This is a genomic window from Pseudoalteromonas sp. S16_S37 (assembly GCF_014694405.1).
Classification (GTDB): domain Bacteria; phylum Pseudomonadota; class Gammaproteobacteria; order Enterobacterales; family Alteromonadaceae; genus Pseudoalteromonas.
On the sequence record NZ_JAAUWV010000034.1, the window covers coordinates 31,451 to 48,596 of the forward strand.

The window sequence follows — 17,146 nt, forward strand, 5'->3', positions numbered from 1 at the left end:
AAACGCATCTTTAAAATACTCAAACACTAAGGCCAAAACATAATGTTTTTTTCTGGATTATTTGATGCAAATACCTCAAGTACAACGATAGGTGAGCATTGGCCTACAGGTGGCGGCGCAGCTAGAGCAAGTCAATCAGGCATAATTGTCACGCCCGAATCCGCTATGGCAAATAGCGCTGTTTACCGAGCAGTCACGCTGTTATCAGAATCTGTTGCAAGTATGCCGTGTGAGCTATTTAAGCGAGAAGGAGAGCATCGAAAAAAAGCTAAGGAACACCCGTTATATGACGTATTAAGATATCAACCCAACAAAAAAGACACTTCCTTCGAGTATTTTGAACGAGGGCAGGGGTTCTTAGGTACAAATGGAAATCATATCGCCCTTATTCAGCGCAACAAGAATATGCGCGTTGAAGAGCTTATTCCTATCCACTTTAGTAAGATTAGGGTTTTAAAAGGTGGTGATGGATTACCTTATTACAATATACCTAGTGAGAATCGAACCCTGAGCATGGATGATGTGCACCATGTAAAAGGACCATCCATTGACGGATTTATTGGGTGTAGCCCATTGCAGATAGCAGCTGATACGGTGGGGCTGGCACTGGCAACAGAGAGGCATGCAGCATACAGTTTTAATAATGGCACTATGATGAATGGCGTTATTGAAGCACCGAAAGAGGCCGAGAAAATAACCAGTCAGTTATCTATAGACAAACTATTAGAATCATTCTCAGCTCGCCATTCTGGCTGGCGCAATATGTTTAAAGTCGCCTTTTTACAAGAAGGGATGACTTATAAGCAGTTGGCGATGACGAATGAGCAAGCACAGCTTATTGAAGCCAGAAAAATGGGCATTGCTGATATTTCACGCTTATACGGCATTCCGCTGAATATGCTCAGTGAAACGGCAGGGGAGTCCTATAAATCTGTAGAGCAAAACACTCTAAACTTTTTAGTGTTTGCGCTATTGCCTTGGATTAAGCGCTGGGAAGCGGCCATGCACCGCGACTTATTGCTCAAAGAAGAGCGTAGCGAATACTTCATTGAATTTAACTTAAGCGCATTAATGAGAGGCGATTTAAAAAGTCGTTATGAAGCTTATGCGTTAGGCCGCCAATGGGGGTTCTTATCTGTTAATGATATCCGCCGTTTAGAAAACTTACCTCCACTAGGTTCTGAGGGTGATATCTATCTTTCACCACTCAATATGGTTGATAGTAAAAACGCTGAAATTCATCAGCAGTTAAACACTGCTTCACCAGAGCAAATAAAAGAGATACAAGCAATATGTCAAAGATGACCAATTACCCGCACATCGCTGCAATGGTATTTAATACCCCATTGCTAGCCACTGCAACATTGGCCCAAACCGTCAGTGAGTTCCTACACAAACGCTTACTTGGTGATTTTCCCGAGCTTTCATCAACTGCACAGGTCTCAGCGAAACAAACTCAAGAGTATGTGGTCGGAGATCCTGAGCAGGGCGATAAAGTCGCAGTGATAGCCGTTCACGGCATCTTGATCCCTAGAATGGGTTTTATTGATGCAAGCTGCGAAGAAGTTATGAGCTATGAGCGTTTGCAGAAGCAAATTAATGCAGCGCTTAAAGATGATAAGGTCCAAGAGATTGCACTCGATATAAACTCAGGTGGGGGGAGTGCACAGGGCGCTTTTGAATGTGCAGATTTTATAAAGCAGGCCGCGCAGCAAAAACCAATCCGAGCAATCATCAATATGAACGCATGTAGCGGGGCATATCTAATAGCATGTGCATGTACAGAAATTATCATTAGCAAAACGGCTGTTGTTGGCTCTGTAGGTGTATATTTAAAACGCCTTGATCTTACCGCCCACTATGAGCAAAACGGGGTAAAAATCCATACGTTTTACAGAGGGGCTACCAAAGTAGATTTTCACCCTGACATCGCGCTCAGCGAAGAAGAAAGAAAGCGGATAGAGTACGACACCGAAGCAACCTATCAAATGTTTGTTGAGTATGTTTCTCAAAACCGTAATTTAAGCATCGCTGATGTACAGGCAACTGAAGCTGATACATACCAGGGGCAAGCTGCCATTGATATGGGATTGGCTGACAGATTGGCAACACCACAAGATGCAATTAATTCTATAGTCCATAGCGTTGCTCAGCAAGCTAGCAACCAGGGCATGATCGCGCATGCGGCTCTACTAAAGACTATTTAAATCAAAATCAAATCTAATTCTCTAAGGGTCGCCGTGTGCGGCCTTTTTTTATGTCATTAAAAAGGTAAATTCATGTTTAAACTATCCGACCTAAAAGCCGCGCACAATACTAAAGTGGAGCGTGTAAAAGTGCTTGCATCAAAATTAGAAACAACTGGCAAGTTAAGTGATGAAGAGCGAGGTGAGTTCACTAAACTGCAAAGTGAAATTTCTGATATTAAAGGCAGTATTGCGAGTCTTGAATACGCACAAGGCTTAGCAATTGAGCAAGCTACGTCAATAGAGTCACCACAAGGTCCTGCAATCCATGTTAAAAAAGAGCCAGAAGATTACCCCGGCGCAAAGGTCGCGCGTTTTGGTATGGCAATTGCGGCAGGTAAAGGTGATTTAAATCTTGCTCAAAAGTTTGCTGCAAATGAAATTGGTGACAAAGAAGTTGCCATGGCCGTGTCAACAGCTGAAGATTCTGGTGGTGCATTAGTGCCAGAAACGCTTAGCAATGATTTCATTGAACTGCTAAGGCCCAAAACGGTTGTTAGAGCACTGGGCGCACAGCAATTACCATTGGTGAATGGCAATCTGACAATGCCTCGCCATACTGGTGGCGCAACATCAGGATATAAGGGCGAGAACGAATCGCGCAATTCTGAAGGGCAAAAAACCGATGAAGTAAAGTTATCTGCGAAAACGCAGATGACTATCGTGCCGGTATCTAATGAGTTAATCGGTTATGCTGGATATAACGTAGAACGCGTGTTTCTAAACGATATGCTGCAAGCAACTGCAACGCGACAAGATAAAGCGTTCCTACGAGATGATGGAACAAACAACACGCCAAAAGGCATGAGACCGACAGCATTAAGTGCAGGCCGAGTAGTCCCGTTCACTGGTGATATGAGTGATACATCAAACATTGCATACATCATCGACAAATACCTAGATAGTCTAATTCTTACGCTCGAAAATTCTGATAGTGCAATGATTAGTTGCGGATGGGCGCTGTCTCCACGTAGTGCGATGTTTTTATTTGGTTTACGAAACGGGAATGGCACTAAGCTTTATCCAGAAATGGAGCAAGGCAGGCTAAAAGGTTATCCACTCCGCAAAACAACCAATATTCCTAACAATTTAGTTGAAGGTGCGATGACGGACCTGTCTGAAATCTACTTTGCTGATTTTAACGATGTGCTCATTGGTGAGACCAATTCTATGACCATCGACTTTAGCCGTGAAGCAACCTACAAAGATGCGAATGGTAATTTAGTCTCTGCGTACTCTAATAACCAATCAGTATTACGAGTAGTAACGGGTAATGATATTGGTTTCCGCCATGAAGAAGGCCTGGTGGTAGGCACAAATATCAAGTTCTAACCCACACAGACTTTTTTAAAAGTTAGATCCTCAAAGAATAACTAAAGGTAATACGATGGATAATGTAAATGATCACTTAAAAGAAAGGTTGATTGAACCGAAATATGAACAGGTTGAGCAAACGGGATTAGATTTAAGCCAGTGCCCTCAAGAGATCCTGTACTATGTTGCCGCACTTGCCGCGTTGCAACCAAAGGAAAAGCCGAAAGTCGCAGATGTAGAGGTTTTGGTATTTGATGACAATGGCGGCACAGAGAAACTAAAGCCCAAATCTGATGAATTAACAAAAGCGTATGAGTTTTACATGTCATTGCTTACTAAGCCTGAAAAGCGCATCGAAGAGGCGAAAACGGAACAGCCTTTAAATGAAAAGGCGTTCCTAGTATTTACTGCACCGCATGGCCGATACAGCAAAGGTGATAGAGCTTGTTTCAATGCAAAAGACGCAAAACGCTATTTGAACTTAAAACCTTCCGTGGCTCACAAGTACGATCCCAATGGCGAGTCAGAGCAAACTGACTAAGTTAAGCTAAGCCGTTTTCTTTTTGAAAACGGCTTTTTGTTTCAAAGGTTGTTGAATGTTAATTACATTAGAAATGGCAAAGCAGCAATTATGCATTGGCGATGATTTAGATAATGACAAGGTTTCAATGCTCATTCCTCAAGCGATCGGCCTAGTAGTCGCGGATGTAGGTCGAGATATATACCAGTCTAATGCAGATGTTCCCGAGAGTGCTGAAGCGCCAATAATTTTAGATGGTTTATCACCTTATCAACTATCAAATCTGCAAACCGCTGTGTTGTTGCAATTAGGTTCTCTATGGGTAAACACTGAAGCAGACACTACAAAGAATGCGTCAGAAACGCCAGCTTATAAAACAGCAATTAAACCTTTTAGACGCACATTGGTTGGCTAATATGAGTCGATTAAAGCCATCACAGAAACGTCACCGAGCAACACTATACGAAACGGTAAAAGTATCAGGTCCAAGAGGTGATAAAACTGAAATGCAGAGTCTCGCAGAAGTGCGCGGCAGTTTTAAAAAACAGCGAGGCGGATTGGTTAACAGGGAAACCCTTGAAATTTCCACCGCTCAAGCAAGTTTTGCATGCGATTATCGTTCAGCATTTTTGAATATATCCCATATCAAAGTGAGTGGTATCGAATATAAAGTGACGGACGTTACTAATGTCGGTCTAAATAATCACACGCTTATTTTCGATATTGAGCTAAACAGATGAAATTAACAGGACAGGTAGCAGGCTTTAAGGAGCTTGAACAAGCGTTGAAGAGGGTTGATAAAAGCGTTGGGCCAAAAGCGCTACGTAGCGCGTTAAAAAAGGCTGCTGACTCTCCCAAAAATAGCATACAACGTTCAATTGCGGCTAATTTTGAGTCTCAATCAGGAGTACTTGCTAATTCTATCAAAGTACGCGCAACACTTAATAAGAAACAGACTCACAATATCTATGATGCTGCGGTTTATGTGGGTGTTTACAATGTTAAGGCACTGCAAAAAGCCGCAGGTGGAGATATACCCGTCAGCGTTTATGCATATTGGCTTGAAACTGGCGTGAAGCCGCATGATCTAAATGCAAAGTCTAAACGATCACGTGGCAAAGTCGGTTCGGGTCAAAATAATTTTCATCCCGGTATTGAACCCAAGCCTTTCATAAGACCAGCGTTAATAAACAACAGCGAGCGCGTCATATCGGATATGCACATAGAGTTAAAGCGCAAGATCGATTTGGCACTAAAGCGCGCAGCAAAGCAAAAGAGGTAAGCGAATGTTAGAAAATGCTTTAGTTGAGTTGCTGCGGCAGGAATATATCGCTCAACATCACAAAGGCGTATATAGCGGTAGCATTCCAGAAGGAACTGAGTTGCCAGCTATTAGTTATCTAGTGGTAAACGACAAGCCAATTAATACCATAGATCTTACCGGTCCAAGACAAGCTGATGTTCAGATCAGTAGTGTTGCAGAGCAGGATGATCAGGCATACACACTTGCTAAATCAATCCGTAATGCATTACCCAGTATCAAAGGGGTGCATGCAGGTATAAACCTAAAAAGCATCATTGAAAACCAAGAAATTCCAAGCGCCGATGAGGGAAGCAGTACCTTTCGGCGCATCCAAGATTACACAATTAATTACTCAGAGTAAGAGGTAAAACATGCAATTCCCAGAGGGTACAGAGTTTCGCATTGCTAGTAGTGCTGCGGAGGATGCGGCTATGGTGGTGGTATATGGCTTTGATGAGATTGGTGATTTAGGACTTGATGTTACGATCAGCGATGAATCAACAATATCAGACACTAGCCCTGTATACGGAGTGTCAAATCGCAAAGAAGGCGGTGAGCGAGATTTGGTGTGTCGATATGAAAAAGAGGACGCTGGCCAACAGCATGTAATCGCAGCATGTAAGGCAAAAGAGCGCCGCAAGTGTGAGGTGCAGTTGCCAGATTCAACAAGCAAATGGGCTTTTACAGGCTTTTTTGCAGGTTACAAATTAAGCAAGCCTGAAAGCGGAAAATCGCTTCAGTTATCAGTGAAAATCGGAATAGAAAAAGAAACGGAGAGTGCAGCATAATGAGTTTTAACAAGCAAGCCTTATTCAAAGCGTTACAAGCGAGCCACAAAGTACCTGTTGAAATTGCAGGGTTTGGCACGGTATATGTCAAGTCGCTCAGCATTGCAGAGCAAGAAGCACATGAACTGTCTCAGCTTGACGATGAAGGAAATATGAAAAAAGGAACCATGTTTTCATCATTACTTGTCCAAGCTGTAGTTGATAAAGATGGAAACAAAGTATTTGATGAATCAGATATCCCCATGCTGAACGAATGTAAAGCGGGTCCCTTAACAAAACTATTCATTGAAGCGAAAAAGTTAAACTCTTTTGCAGAAGATGACATAGAGCAAGCTGAAAAAAACTAAAGCAAGATGGCTTGCGGTGTTTCATTATAAATCTAGCGCTTGAGCTGGGCCGCTTGCCATCAGAACTAAAACAATCACTTACCGTATTAGAGCTCAAAGAACTCATCGCATTTCATAACATTCGTAATAATACCTCTAAAACACCGCAGGCTCGCATGACAAATAAAGAGGCTGAGGACTACTTATCAGAACTTGGAGCTAATTTGGTATGAGCACACTTGCATCACTCAATATAATGTTGGGTGCAAACAGCGCTGTGCTGCGCAAAGAGTTAGTAAGAGCTAAAAAAGCGACTTCGAGCTTTGTGTCAAGCGCGACAAAAAAGCTTAACGCCTTATCCAAGAGCACACTAACTATGGGTAAACGGATGGGGGGAGGGCTTGCCATTGGGACCGCTTCACTAGGTGCAGGTTTGTATGCGATGGAGCGAACGCTTAAATCAATAGAAGATATTCGCAGACAAGCGGCAAATGTGTCGCTGCCCATTGAGCAGTATCAAGCGTATGCATTTGCCACTCAAGCGGCTGGGTTACAGTCAGAGCAATTTGGCGATGTTGTGAAAGACTTAAATGCCAAGATTACTGACTTTGCTGTTAGTGGGGGTGGCGCTTTAGCTGACTTCTTTGCGGTCACTGGTGAGAGCATAGATGAATGGCAACAGTTACAGCCTGCTGAGCAGTTTGAGCGTTTCGTATCTGAAATAAACAAAATGAGTGAAAGCCAAGCAAGATTTTGGCTTGACGAGATTAATGATTCAGCGTCACAAATGTTTAGCACGTTAGTCGGAAGTAACGGGGAATTTAAACAAAACGTTGAACTTGCCAAACAGCTCGGTTTAGTCATGAATAAAGACACCGTGGCTGGCGTCCAGCAAACGTATAAAGAAGTCAACATACTTAAAGCGATGCTGGGGGGCACTTGGCAGCACTTAGTTGCAAGTGCTGCACCTGCCATTAAGTTTGTGACTACAGGGCTTAGAAGCTGGTTAACTGATACGGCTAACGCGAGCGGGGGATTTGCCAACCTAGGTAAATCTCTATCAACCAGTATTTTAAGCGCTGTACATACGAGCATTAAGAGCTTAAGTCAGCTCTTTTATCAGATACAAAGTGCAAGCTACAAGTTTACGGGCGAGCATAATGGCGCTTACCTCATTATGCAGCGGAATTTGCGTAAGCTAAACACAGAGTATACAGCACAAGAGCGCATAGTTAATTCTCTTCGTGATGAGTATCAATCAGCACAAAAGGCGGTTGAATTGCATCAGCGCGGCGCAACAACTTTATCTAGCACTCAGCTAAAACATGCAAAAAATGTGATTGCTCAGTACGATGAGCAACTTTTTACGCTTGGCAGAATCGGCAATCAAACAACATTTTTAGAGCAGCAGTTAAGTGACTTTGAGCAGCAAGAAGGGATCTCAGCACCGTTTAAATCTGCACTTAGCACCATTCAGCAGCTAAAAACAGAAATCAACAACGTAAAAACAACATCAACATTTGATACGCCGAAAGCGCCTGCTCTACCTGCGTTTAAGCCTCAGACAGTGGTGAAAAACCCGTTTGCGAGTCAAATCAAGCAAGCTCAGGAATACTATGAAGTTAAGCGGCTCATGCGCGAGCAAGATTGGAATCAGGAAAAGGCCCAATTACAACTCAAGCTCAATGAATATGCATTAGCGAACGACTCAAGACTCATTACTGACGATCAGTATCGTCTGTTAGCAAGTCAAGCAACAGACTTATACAACCAGCAGCAGCTTACAAAAAATCAGTCATTCTTAGAGCAGCTCAAGAGCCAAGTTAGACAAACCAACACGGACTATCAATCCATGTGGGGTAACACATTTGACCGATTCACTCAGGGGGTTGGGCAAAGCGTAGCGAATGCGGTTATGGTGCAACAAAGCTTTAGCGATAGCATGAAAAGTATTCTGCGCAGTGTGTTGCATAGCACTATCGCAGCGCTAGCAGAAATGGGAGCCAAAAGGATGGCGCTATGGGCCGTTGAGAAGCTACTCAATAAAGCGACTGCAACAGGAGCTGCAACATTGCTTACAACGCAAGCCCAAGCGATGGCGTTAATGGCTGGATTGAACGCCTTTTCGAGTACAGCGGCCATCCCCATAGTTGGCCCCTTCGCTGCACCTGCGGCAATGGGGGCGGCGCTCGCTATTTCTCAGCCGATGGCCGCAGCGATAACTGGTATTAGTGCCGGTATGGTAGGTATGGCGCACAGTGGTATCGACTACGTGCCAAAGGAGGGAACTTGGTTACTAGATAAAGGTGAACGTGTTTATAAGCAAGAATCAGCAGAGAAAATAGACAGAATGAGCGCTGCTTTAGTTTCTCTTTCTCAACAACAAACACAATCCAAATCACCAACAAATATCAACGTATCCTTCAAAGTTGATGCGACAGATGTTAACGGCTTTCAGGCTTGGTTTGATGCTAACAAAACGCAAGTGATCAGGCTTGTACAAGATAATTTAGACGCACCAATATAGGTATATAAATGCTTTTTCCTAGTCGATTTGTTGATCCCCGTTCAGTGCGGTTTGGTTCAAAGACTGTAACACAGGTAAGCGAAACCCATGGCGGAACAGTGTATGCAAATATGCTAGGTGATCCCCACCAATGGCAAATTGAACTAACTACATGCACTATGGAATATTCTGATTGCATGGAGTTATTTGCTTTTGCATGCAGCCTGTCAGGCAAACTAAAGATGTGCCGGCTACGAAACCCAATGCCAGTAATTGGTCTTGGTTTATCAGATACGTGCACTATTAGAGAGGATATCCCCGCTGGTGTTTCTTCTATTCCCATAAGCTCGTTTCAAAGCAATAGAATGGGGGTGTTATTACCTGGTGACTTTATACAGATCACTGGTAGCGACAAAGCGTACATGGTTACGGGGACAGTCAATACAAACGGCGTTGGCGAGTCAACCATTCCCATTACACCCAAACTAAGACGTGCTGCAACCAAGGGGCAAAAATTAGTTAGTGGCAAAAATGTATTCTTTTCAATGAGTCTAACAACCGATGAGCAAACAATCATATTTTCAGCGAAAGATGGGGTAAAGCAAAAAGTGATCTTGGGTTTTGAGGAACGGCTATATGATTAATCTAAGCAGTAAACTCAAAAAAGCATTAGAGAGTGGTCATAGCTATGCCCATCTATTACACATCGATTTCCCTTCATCTGGGTTGCGCTTTACAGATGCAGGTTATGACGTTCAAGCCCATGGCGCAACATACAAATCTGGTGTGTGGTCAAAAGCCCCTGATATTGAGGTCATGGGGGAGCCTAAAATAGGTGAGATCACGATAAAACTCCATGCCAATAACTCAGACATTTCCGCCATTTTTTTTAATAGTAACTGGCTGAATCTGCCCGTTTCGATATATCGCATTTATTTTGATAACGATATGACTCTTGTCGGTGACGTTAAGATTTGGGATGGCTTGCTCAGTGGTAAATCGGGCAGAGAAAGCCAAAAAGAAGCATCCTTGGATCTTAAAGCCGCATCTATTTGGGCTGACTTTGAAGCGGCTAGTGGCAGAAAAACAAATGATGAAAGCCAAAAACTACATTTCCCTGATGATAATGGATTTGAGTTTTGCGGCGTTCTTATCAAGGACATTCCTTGGGGCAAAAAAGGAGCCACGCCCGCACCACTTGGCGGTGTTGGTAGGGGAGGCGGTAACCAGCAACATAATTAGATTCGGACATTGTAAATGAGTTTTTGGAAAAAAATGTTTGGCTGGCTTGTGCCAGAGCAAGACAAGCTTGATACAGGATCACTATTAACTAAGCCGGCTTCTGATGACGCAATAAAAGTGATCTACGGTCGCAGAAAAGTGCAGGGCACAATCGTTTTCCAAAATGTGAGTAACCCAGATGACAACGATGATGTTACTAATGATTTGCTGCACTTAGTCATCGTCTGGTCTGAAGCGGTATCAGACATCGAGACAATTTGGCTAGGCGATTACCCAATTACAGACAAAAGATATGATGGCGTAGCGTTTGCAGTTAACTTTCCAAATGGAATGCATGGATATAGTGATCCGCATTTAAAGGCTGCAGGTTTTGACCCAATTACCAAAGGACATTCATTAAGTGGATTAGCCTGTAGCTACATTCGATTAGAGTGGTTAGCTGGTCAAGATAATGTATTCTCAGGTGTGCCCAATATTCAGGCTACAATTTCTGGATGTAGTATCAAAGGGCTGATTTCAAACTCAAATTATGTCAGCTCTAACCCAGCAGAGTGTTTGTATGATTACTTGACTAACAAACGATATGGAAAAGGCTTATCAGAAAGCGAGCTCGATAGATCATCGTTTATAAATGCTGCGAAAATATGTAATACACAAGTCCCACTTTATGACGGCGCGGTCGATAAGCGCTCTCTTTTTACAGTGAACATTGCGTTAGATACATCTAACAGAGTATTGGACAATGTGCATAGTTTGCTGAAAACGATGCGAGGCTCATTACCAGTAATCAACGGTAAGTTGACTTTGCTTGTTGAGCAAGACGATCCCGTGGTTCCTCATCCGATCACAGCCAGTATGACGCGCAACACCTTGAAATATAGTGAAGGGGACAAATCCAATAGGTTTAATCGGGTTGTTGTGGAATTTCCCGATGAAGAAAAGGGGTTCAGCACACAGCAAGCCATTTTCCCAGAACCAAGCAGTGAAACATTTAAAAAGTGGTCAATTGAAGATAACGGCGTTGTACTAGAGCATAGAGCAAAGATAAACGGCATCACTAACTATTACGAAGCACGGCAAATGGCGCGCATTATTGCGATGTTAAGTCGTGAATCGCTCGCTTTAGAAATGGAAGTATCACCCATTGCATTACAATATACGCACGGTGATATCATCCCAATCAACTATGAAAAGTTAGGCTTTGATAACAAGCCATTTAGGTTAATCGAATCTGTTTCAATGTCAGATGGATGGTTTAAGTTAAAGCTTCGAGAGCATCAACCGCACATTTATGATTGGTTAAACGACCATGTTCGTCAACCTATTCCTGATTCGGGCTTACCTGATCCGCGCTCTGTTGATGCGCCAGAGGGCATTAGTTTTGAAAATAAAAATGATGGTCAAGTCCTCATTAATTGGGTGTCTCGATATTATCTATTTGACGTTGAAATATATCGAGATAATAGGCGTTTAGTTGCTACTCACGTTACGCAACCAGAGTATCTAACTGATGCACTTGAGTCGGGCGATTACGTAATTGAGATACGGGCGCGCTCTTCACTGGGCTATAGCAGTCAGTGGGTTAGCGCTTCTTTTAGTATTAATGCCCCATCATTGCCAATAATTGAAGAGTTAGCAGTAACCCATAACATGGTAACGTTATTGGCAACAGTAGACGATGCAGGGCTAGGCACATCGTTTGAGTGGCGGTTCACTGGGGAAGGGACTCAAAAAAGCGCTATGGGTTCTCAGCTTACATTTGCCGGGTTACTGCCTGATAAAACGTATGCTGGCTCATGTAGAACGATTAATGTCACCGGGCATAGTGCATGGAAAGCTTTTGAAGTTAGAACAAAAGCGCTGACAGTTAGTGAAATGGCGCTAACGCTACAGTTTAAGCTAACTCAATCACCATCTTGGTTTGGCGCTGTATTTGAGTGGATACCGTCTAACAATGTGCATAATGTACAAGTTGAACTACATGACTCAATTTCCAATACAACGCTGGGGACAAAACAGTTAAGTATTACACTTGATGTTAACAGTGGATTTTTAACCGGTAAATTAGAGAGTGAGCAAGGGGAGGTGTTTACAGTCTCTTTTGAGGGACAAGGAACTAGCAGTTTAACTGTATCAGCAAGCTTTGAGGGTATTGCTGCGCTTCAAACATTTAGTGCCATTGGCGTGTCGATGGGAGACTTGGAGGGTATAAAGGAGCAGCTAAATGATATTGATGAACTGGCGGAATCGGTTTTAGAGCAGGCGCTCGATGCTGAAAATGTATTTGAAGCTGACTTACACAGCACACTTAAACTTGAGCAAAAGACCGATATAACCAACGCGGTTATCAGTGAAGCGGTAGCGGCCCAAGCGACTGAAAATGAAGCGATAGCAACCAAGATAAGCTCAGTTAAATCTGAAGTTGAAGACAGTAAGGCGCAAATAGTTGAAGTAAGTCAAACATTGGCAACCACTGAACAAGCGTTAGCAACCAAAATTACGCAGCTAACTTCTACTGTGGATGAAAATCACGCTGAAATTAAAACCTACTACATCACCAAAGCGGACTCAGAAAGCGCAGTGTCTCAAGCTAAAACTGAGTTGCAAAGTAAGGTTAATGATAACTTAGCTTATTTGAACCAGACCTTTTATACCGCAGCAAGGACCGATGATGTAATTTCGGCAAAGGCGAGTGAACTTCGCGCAGAATATAACGACAATCACGCGACAATCACGGATAACTACTATACAAAAAGTGCTGCTAATGAAGCTATAGCAGCCAAAGTCACCACGCTAGAAAGTAAAGTAAATAAAAACATTTCAGGGTTAAGTGAAGTTTACTTTTCCAAATCTGACAACGACAGTGCGTTGGCTAACTTTGTGCGCAATGTGAGTGTGTCCACACCCTCAGGCACAGCCAGTGTTATCAACTTAATGACGGCTCATTCAAATAAACTGGGGCAACTAGAGGCCCGAGCCGAAATCGGCGTTGATGTGAATGGTCATGTGACAGGCATGACTATTACACCCGGGCAAATGCGTATAAAAGCCGGCGTTTTTGAATTGTTGGATAACAGCAATAACAGTGCAGTGTATTTTGATACTAGCTCTGGTCGTTATACTTTTAATGGTCATGTAAATGCTACTAGCGGCACATTTACTGGAAGAGTTGAAGCAAGTAGCGGCACGCTGAATTACATGACTTTGCAATCATGTACATGGAACGTTGGGAACGGTTCGATTTTGAATGCGAATTCAGGCCAACTTTCCTTAAGTTATTATGGAATGCCAAATGTAAAGTTTTGGTCAAATGGTGATGCTTTAGTCAGACATTTTCAAGTGATTAATGGAGCAATTAAAAAGGAAACAGGTGTTTATGTAAAAGACTACAAATATGGTATTCAAGTAGACGCAACGTCATTTGCGCTATATGCACTGAATGGAGAAATAGGCCCTCACACATCAGCACACGAAACCTTGCTCCCCAAAGAACTCACCCCGGAACCGGGTGACATTCTCTGTGACGATGAGCTTATGCACATTGCAAATATCTCCAATGCAATTTGTACGGCAAAGCTTTCAAGTTCACCGATGGATGTAACGGCTCGTGGAGTATACACCCGCCGCCGCTCGCTGACCGACTCACAACCCGCTGGGCTGATCGGTTTTGAAGAATGGGAGCAACTAGCTTACCTGTACGACGTCGCGAGCATAAACGCAGGCGGTGAAGGCGCTATGAATGTCTGTGGCGAAGGTGGCAACTTGCAAACGGGCGACCTTATTTGCTCAAGCTCCATGCCTGGAAAAGGTATGCGCCAACCCACGCAAAGCGAAGAACGTTACACCATCGCGCAAGTGCGCCATAACGTCACCTTTGACTCCCCCGACCAAGTGAAAATGGTCGCAGTAATCTACAAACGAGGTTAATCATGGCTTATTCCATAGGCACAATCTCAATACAACAAAACAACGCAATCATCACTGGCACAAACACGCTGTTTGAACGTGTGGCCAAGGCGCAAGCGGGCGACTTACTTTACTTTAGAGCGAACGAGCAAGATGTTATTTTGCAAGTGGCAGAGGTTATAAGCGATTCACAACTGCGTGTTGCAACGCTCGATGGCCAGCCGTTTTCGCCCGAGTTTAGCAAAAACGCTTTAGGTTATGGCTTGGTACAAAACTTTACTGCCACAACCACGGCCAAGCTAGCCAAAGGTATCGCTGATTTACAAACCAAGTGGCATCAACGCGAGAGTCAATTAACAGGCTGGTTTGCAAGTACCGATGACACCTACCCAATCACCACATTTTTGGGCGAGCAAAACGCGATACCCACGCCAACAAAAATTGCTGAGTTGGCACACGTGGCCATGAATGCCAGTAGTGACATGTCTACCATGGCGCAAGCCATCGAGGCTAACAAGCAAAGTTTGGCAACGGTTGAGCCGCGCATTGCTCAGTTTGATAAGGCGTACCCGCTGGTTATCAGCGCCAGCAACAAAGTAACAACTAAGCACGATGAAGTGGTAACTGCACATAATGACGTTATTACAAAATCAAGCGCGGTGGCAACTCAAGCACAGCAAGTAAGCAATGCACAACAAGTCGTGTTTGAGCTAAAAGCAGATATAGAGCAAACCGCGCAACTGGTTGAGCTTGATAAAACCCACAGCCATGCGGCAGCGGCTATTTGCACAGCCGCGCAAGCACAAACACAAAGCGATGTTCAAAGTGTTAGCGCAGATAAAACAGCGGTTGAACAGCTCAAGAGTGACCTACTTACGCTCAGCGATACGCTTAACAATTCGATGGCAAATGCACAGCAACAAATAGCAAGCCAAGCACAGCAAACACAAGCACAGGCAACACAGGCGCAAGCTGACATTGAAAGCGCCGCAATAGATGCTAAAAATACGGTGGTACTCACAGCTAACACCTTTACAAAGCAAACGGCATCGACAGAGCGAAACACCCAGCGTCATGCATTTAATGCCATGAATGCGAGCAATCAAGCGATTATTAAGCATGATGAAGTAATTCAAGCCTCTGCACATATCAATCATGACTTAGCGCATATAGCTCAGCTTAAAGACTTCGTAATTGATGTTAATGCCGCAGTGCAAACATCAGCACAAGCCGTATCACTTGATGCGCTACACAGTAAAGCCAATGCCGCACTGAGCGCGCTTGGGGCCAGCATGCTGAGTGAGCAAAACATCAAGCTTAATACTGCGTTTAACGGCTTACTAAACAACTCCCTGACATCCACCCAAATCAACGAACTATTTCCTATTTAAAACGAGGCAATGATGAGTACAGAACTCAATAATGCGGTTACTGCATTGCAAAACGTAACAGACAAACATGAGCAACTAAACGCGCAGTACAAGGGCACCCATGACGCCCTAGCAAGTAACGCTAAAGCCATGACAGATTGGCAAACCCAAGCGGGTACTGTCGAGTTGACCGACCAAAACGGTAACAAACACCCAACGCCCACGCTTAAAACACTGGTTGAACAGGCGCAAAGCGTAAACCCGCATCCCGATGTGATGAGCAAAGCCCAGTTTGATGCACTGCGCCAAATGCGTAAACAGCAATATGCTGGCAGTGGGTTTGTTGAGTGGGGGAAGCATATAGAAGTAAGCAACATACATAAAGCTGTTAATGAAGGTTTTTACTCTCACATTACCACCCCAAATATGCTGAGAATGGCTAGGGAGTCAGATGGAACTGGCATATCAACACCATCATTTCCAATCGTCTCTGTGGATGGTGTATTACACAAAATGGATAGAATAGCATCGGATTCTGAATTTAATAGAACTGGTATAAAATTCCCCCCAGCCCCAGATGGCACTAAAACCTATGATTCAGCAACGGGTACTGTCACTGAGCACAGTGATGCAGAAGTCGCGTTTGCGTCTGAAACTGAGACAAACAAGGTCATTACCTCTCGTAAAGACCTCGTGTTCTTAGAGTCCTGGCATGAAAAAATCGCCGATAAAGATGTGGTTTACCCGCTTGGCAATGTGCAATACGGCGCGAGCAACTATCAAGGTATTACGCTACTTAACAACTTAGTTGCACAAGGCTACTCAGCCTTTGGTGAGTGGGACCAAAGCACCAAAGGCTATGGCGTGAAGTGGTCAACACTCACAGATGAGCAAAAAGCGGTGTTCTTAAGCGAGCCAGAGCACAATATCTATTTTGACCCAAAAGCCAAAGCGTATATTCAAGTAAGGTATAGGGTAAGGGTAATTGAGGGGTTAGGCGATGATTGGCAAGGGCGCTCTAGCCTCTCCGGCGGTGCTGGGGCTAGTCCTTATAAGTCAAGATATTTAGGTCATGGTGATTTTAGTACTGGCGTATGGCAATGGATGCAACCGCGAGGCAGTGATGTTGATTATCAAGATTTGACGTCAAGTACTTTGCCTGATCAAAAGATCTTTCAGTCGGCAAATTTCCATGCAGGCAGCAATACAGTCACATTGGATGATTCAGGGCTGTGGCGTGTGTTGGGCAGAGATATAACAGCAGTGCCTGTCGCGCTCGTACAGCGCCTAAACCAAGGAGCTTATCACCCTAGCTATAACCCGATGGGGTGCGATAGATGGATAAAGCAAGATGTTATTGCTGGTGAGTGGTATACACACACTGACTTTATCAACGCATCTCGAAGCACGGCATTTTTCGAGGCTATTCAGTCGGGTGAATCAGGAAAGCAGCGCGCAGGTTCTATCGGTTCGGGGCTTACGGGTCGTCCAGACCAATATAAATATCACGATGCTATCTATGCTGGCCAAGTTGAAGACTTACGTTTAAATGCCAATAAGCTCGATGTAAACCAACTTCGTGAAGACACCATGCATAAAGCGGTGTCGGGGACATTACGAGGTAA

The 17,146-nt window shown here is 43.8% G+C and carries 17 protein-coding genes; all 17 read left to right on the forward strand.

The features are described 5' to 3' along the window. Window positions 1-42: 42 nt before the first annotated feature. Complete coding sequence (locus tag HC733_RS14590; protein WP_190365757.1) at window positions 43-1,305, forward strand: phage portal protein; 1,263 nt, start codon at window positions 43-45, stop codon at window positions 1,303-1,305. Further along, a complete protein-coding gene (locus tag HC733_RS14595; RefSeq protein ID WP_190365758.1) occupies window positions 1,293-2,207 on the forward strand; it encodes a S49 family peptidase in 915 nt (304 codons plus the stop codon). The genes HC733_RS14590 and HC733_RS14595 overlap by 13 nt, the downstream gene beginning before the upstream one ends. Window positions 2,208-2,279: 72 nt before the next feature. Then, window positions 2,280-3,578: a phage major capsid protein gene (locus HC733_RS14600; RefSeq protein ID WP_190365759.1), complete on the forward strand. Its 1,299-nt coding sequence runs from the start codon at window positions 2,280-2,282 to the stop codon at window positions 3,576-3,578. Window positions 3,579-3,633: 55 nt separating this feature from the next. Beyond that, window positions 3,634-4,101: a hypothetical protein gene (locus HC733_RS14605; protein ID WP_190365760.1), complete on the forward strand. Its 468-nt coding sequence runs from the start codon at window positions 3,634-3,636 to the stop codon at window positions 4,099-4,101. 55 nt (window positions 4,102-4,156) lie between these two features. Beyond that, the gene (locus tag HC733_RS14610; RefSeq protein ID WP_190365761.1) at window positions 4,157-4,495 is read left to right on the forward strand and encodes a head-tail connector protein; all 339 of its coding nucleotides are present in this window, start codon (window positions 4,157-4,159) and stop codon (window positions 4,493-4,495) included. A 1-nt stretch (window position 4,496) separates the two neighbouring features. Next, on the forward strand, window positions 4,497-4,820 hold the full coding sequence (locus tag HC733_RS14615) for a head-tail adaptor protein (protein WP_190365762.1): 324 nt from the start codon (window positions 4,497-4,499) through the stop codon (window positions 4,818-4,820). After that, window positions 4,817-5,362 (forward strand): HK97 gp10 family phage protein, encoded by a 546-nt coding sequence (locus HC733_RS14620; protein WP_190365763.1) that lies wholly within the window; start codon window positions 4,817-4,819, stop codon window positions 5,360-5,362. The genes HC733_RS14615 and HC733_RS14620 overlap by 4 nt, the downstream gene beginning before the upstream one ends. Before the next feature lie 4 nt (window positions 5,363-5,366). Then, window positions 5,367-5,744, forward strand: coding sequence for a tail completion protein gp17 (gene gp17, locus HC733_RS14625; protein ID WP_190365764.1), 378 nt, complete (start codon window positions 5,367-5,369; stop codon window positions 5,742-5,744). A 10-nt stretch (window positions 5,745-5,754) separates the two neighbouring features. Beyond that, window positions 5,755-6,171 carry a hypothetical protein gene (locus HC733_RS14630; RefSeq protein ID WP_190365765.1) on the forward strand — a complete coding sequence of 139 codons (417 nt, stop codon included), beginning with the start codon at window positions 5,755-5,757 and terminating at the stop codon, window positions 6,169-6,171. Continuing rightward, window positions 6,171-6,518 carry a hypothetical protein gene (locus HC733_RS14635; protein WP_190365766.1) on the forward strand — a complete coding sequence of 116 codons (348 nt, stop codon included), beginning with the start codon at window positions 6,171-6,173 and terminating at the stop codon, window positions 6,516-6,518. The genes HC733_RS14630 and HC733_RS14635 overlap by 1 nt, the downstream gene beginning before the upstream one ends. 11 nt (window positions 6,519-6,529) lie before the next feature. Next, a complete protein-coding gene (locus tag HC733_RS14640) occupies window positions 6,530-6,730 on the forward strand; it encodes a hypothetical protein (protein ID WP_190365767.1) in 201 nt (66 codons plus the stop codon). Next, on the forward strand, window positions 6,727-9,024 hold the full coding sequence (locus HC733_RS14645) for a hypothetical protein (protein WP_190365768.1): 2,298 nt from the start codon (window positions 6,727-6,729) through the stop codon (window positions 9,022-9,024). The genes HC733_RS14640 and HC733_RS14645 overlap by 4 nt, the downstream gene beginning before the upstream one ends. A gap of 8 nt (window positions 9,025-9,032) precedes the next feature. Next, window positions 9,033-9,647, forward strand: a complete 615-nt coding sequence (locus HC733_RS14650; protein ID WP_190365769.1) for a hypothetical protein — start codon at window positions 9,033-9,035, stop codon at window positions 9,645-9,647. Beyond that, window positions 9,640-10,245, forward strand: a complete 606-nt coding sequence (locus HC733_RS14655; protein WP_190365770.1) for a hypothetical protein — start codon at window positions 9,640-9,642, stop codon at window positions 10,243-10,245. The genes HC733_RS14650 and HC733_RS14655 overlap by 8 nt, the downstream gene beginning before the upstream one ends. A gap of 15 nt (window positions 10,246-10,260) precedes the next feature. Further along, complete coding sequence (locus HC733_RS14660) at window positions 10,261-14,172, forward strand: hypothetical protein (RefSeq protein WP_190365771.1); 3,912 nt, start codon at window positions 10,261-10,263, stop codon at window positions 14,170-14,172. Between the two features lie 2 nt (window positions 14,173-14,174). Then, complete coding sequence (locus HC733_RS14665; RefSeq protein ID WP_190365772.1) at window positions 14,175-15,542, forward strand: hypothetical protein; 1,368 nt, start codon at window positions 14,175-14,177, stop codon at window positions 15,540-15,542. Window positions 15,543-15,554: 12 nt separating this feature from the next. Further along, the coding region (locus HC733_RS14670) for a hypothetical protein (RefSeq protein ID WP_190365773.1) at window positions 15,555-17,146 on the forward strand (1,592 nt) is incomplete at its 3' end.

What these genes read in the sequence shown, in the direction of transcription:
- HC733_RS14610 (WP_190365761.1), top strand. Translation starts at nt 4,157, where the DNA reads ATGTTAATTACATTAGAAATGGCAAAGCAGCAATTATGCATTGGCGAT.
- HC733_RS14655 (WP_190365770.1), top strand. Translation starts at nt 9,640, where the DNA reads ATGATTAATCTAAGCAGTAAACTCAAAAAAGCATTAGAGAGTGGTCAT.
- HC733_RS14595 (WP_190365758.1), top strand. Translation starts at nt 1,293, where the DNA reads ATGTCAAAGATGACCAATTACCCGCACATCGCTGCAATGGTATTTAAT.
- HC733_RS14605 (WP_190365760.1), top strand. Translation starts at nt 3,634, where the DNA reads ATGGATAATGTAAATGATCACTTAAAAGAAAGGTTGATTGAACCGAAA.
- HC733_RS14635 (WP_190365766.1), top strand. Translation starts at nt 6,171, where the DNA reads ATGAGTTTTAACAAGCAAGCCTTATTCAAAGCGTTACAAGCGAGCCAC.
- HC733_RS14620 (WP_190365763.1), top strand. Translation starts at nt 4,817, where the DNA reads ATGAAATTAACAGGACAGGTAGCAGGCTTTAAGGAGCTTGAACAAGCG.
- HC733_RS14650 (WP_190365769.1), top strand. Translation starts at nt 9,033, where the DNA reads ATGCTTTTTCCTAGTCGATTTGTTGATCCCCGTTCAGTGCGGTTTGGT.
- HC733_RS14615 (WP_190365762.1), top strand. Translation starts at nt 4,497, where the DNA reads ATGAGTCGATTAAAGCCATCACAGAAACGTCACCGAGCAACACTATAC.
- HC733_RS14660 (WP_190365771.1), top strand. Translation starts at nt 10,261, where the DNA reads ATGAGTTTTTGGAAAAAAATGTTTGGCTGGCTTGTGCCAGAGCAAGAC.
- gp17 (WP_190365764.1), top strand. Translation starts at nt 5,367, where the DNA reads ATGTTAGAAAATGCTTTAGTTGAGTTGCTGCGGCAGGAATATATCGCT.
- HC733_RS14630 (WP_190365765.1), top strand. Translation starts at nt 5,755, where the DNA reads ATGCAATTCCCAGAGGGTACAGAGTTTCGCATTGCTAGTAGTGCTGCG.
- HC733_RS14590 (WP_190365757.1), top strand. Translation starts at nt 43, where the DNA reads ATGTTTTTTTCTGGATTATTTGATGCAAATACCTCAAGTACAACGATA.
- HC733_RS14645 (WP_190365768.1), top strand. Translation starts at nt 6,727, where the DNA reads ATGAGCACACTTGCATCACTCAATATAATGTTGGGTGCAAACAGCGCT.
- HC733_RS14600 (WP_190365759.1), top strand. Translation starts at nt 2,280, where the DNA reads ATGTTTAAACTATCCGACCTAAAAGCCGCGCACAATACTAAAGTGGAG.
- HC733_RS14665 (WP_190365772.1), top strand. Translation starts at nt 14,175, where the DNA reads ATGGCTTATTCCATAGGCACAATCTCAATACAACAAAACAACGCAATC.